General features: G+C 59.5%; 1 protein-coding gene. It reads right to left on the bottom strand.

Annotated features, from left to right (window positions below; translation table 11 throughout):
* Window positions 1-91 precede the first annotated feature (91 nt).
* Window positions 92-1,351: a group II intron reverse transcriptase/maturase gene (gene ltrA / locus QSK17_RS35625; protein ID WP_285711095.1), complete on the bottom strand. Its 1,260-nt coding sequence runs from the start codon at window positions 1,349-1,351 to the stop codon at window positions 92-94.
* Between the last annotated feature and the right edge of the window lie 600 nt (window positions 1,352-1,951).

The following is a 1,951-nucleotide window of genomic DNA, read 5'->3' as shown; positions in this document are numbered from 1 at the left end:
TTCTTGTCGGGTGGCCCCGAGGGATTTCACCTCGGGGCTCCCACAGATCCCGGCGTGAACCTCTCGGTTCACCGGGCTCCTGTCACTCTGGTCACCAGGCGTGCGGGACCGAAGGTGTCCATGGCCAGTGCGCGAACATGCGGGGATATCGCTGTGTGATTCCCCGCCAGCACTCCAGGGCCTTCTTCTTAGCTTGCAGCCGTTTGTATTTGTTGCGGATCCAGCGCACCAGGTAGGCGTTGATGCGCGTCAGAAGGGGATACAGAGCGGAGCGGTAATACGCGCCGTAGTACTGCATCCAGCCGCGTACGATCGGATTGATCCGTCGTGCGAGGTCGATGAAGGTATGGCCGGTGCGGTGGTGCAGTCGCCAGGACCGCACCTCCTCGTTCAGCCTTTTCAATGCCTCTTTGCTGATCGCGGGCAGGACTGAGCTGAACTGCCGCCCGTGCTTGTCCCGCGCCCTGCGCTGCCGGAACTCAAACCCCAAGAACGTGAACGACGTGTGGTCATATGAGCCATGCCTCTTTCCGTCCTTGCAGTAAATGATCCGTGTCTTGTCGGGATGCAGCCGCAGCCCGACCTCCTCCATTCTGCCCGCGATCGCCTTGACCACCGTGATAGCCTGCGCCTCGCTGACGCAGTGCACGACCGCGTCATCGACGTAACGTTCGAACTTGACGCCCGGGAATTCCCGGCACATCCACATGTCGAACGCATAGTGAAGGAACAAATTAGCCAGCACAGGTGAGACCGCTGATCCTTGCGGGGTTCCACGGTCCCTTCGCCGCAAGACACCGTCGGGTTGCTGCAATGGCGCTTCTAGCCATCTTTTCACATACAGCAGCACCCACGGCTGATCCGTATTGGCCTCCACCGCTTTGACGATAAGGTTCCAGGGGACGCTGTCGAAGAACTTCCGGATGTCCAAGTCGATCACCCAGTCGGTCTTCCAACAGCGCCTGCGACATGCCCCGACCGCATCGAGCGCCGATCGTCCCGGCCGGTATCCATAAGAGTCGTCGTGGAAGATCGCTTCGACCTTCCGCTCCAACCTCCCGGCTACCACGGTCTGAGCGACGCGATCAGCGACAGTGGGCACACCCAAGATCCTCGTTCCGCCATGCGGTTTCGGTATCTCTACCGCCAGCACCGGAGGTGGAAAATAACTCCCTGACGACATCCGATTCCAGATCTTGTACAGATTGTTCTTCAGATCCTTTTCGAACTCCCCGACAGAGCAGCCATCCACTCCCGGCGCACCTTTGTTGGCTTTAACCTTCTCCCATGCCTCCTGAACTTCCCACTTCGAGATATCGAACGGCTTGCCTGACGATTTCAGCTCGTCCACGCGACTCCTCCCGGAGGATCTCCGGTTGATCGAACGAACAACAGCCACGAATGACCTGGCCCCTTCGCTCCACCTCCATTACAGAGGCTTCGTCACTACTACGAGCCAGTCCGCCGGCGTGTCTCGCAACGGTACTCAATCTCTCCCGGATTCAGCCGGTCGAGAGTCTCCCTCTCGCCGCCCCACGGGACGGCAATATCGGGGCACGCCTTCTCACGTTCCACGCGAAAGCAGCAGATCGGACTCACGTCGCCTATATGCCGGACACCACCTGGCCAGTAGGCGGGCACCCGCCAGGCTCATCCCGAGGCTCCTGATACGCCCCGGTTTTGATGTCACCCGAAAAGCTTTCGACACGTCATCAGCGAATCACTTGCGTTCGTCTTCCCGATCCCCACCTGATGCCTCTTACGACACCTTTTCCCACATCGCTTACCACAACGGTCTTCAGCCAATGCAGCAGTGGGCGGTTTGAAGCCTTCCCCCGCAGGACGACTCCGAAGGGCCACAATCCTTCATCTTCCACGCAGCACCGCATCAAGAAGCTCTCCCTACATCAAGCCTCCCTCAACGTTCGTGACACACACCAGGGGCTTCACT

This window comes from Microtetraspora sp. NBRC 16547 (assembly GCF_030268965.1).
Classification (GTDB): domain Bacteria; phylum Actinomycetota; class Actinomycetes; order Streptosporangiales; family Streptosporangiaceae; genus Microtetraspora.
This window is presented reverse-complemented; position numbering and strand designations above follow the sequence as displayed.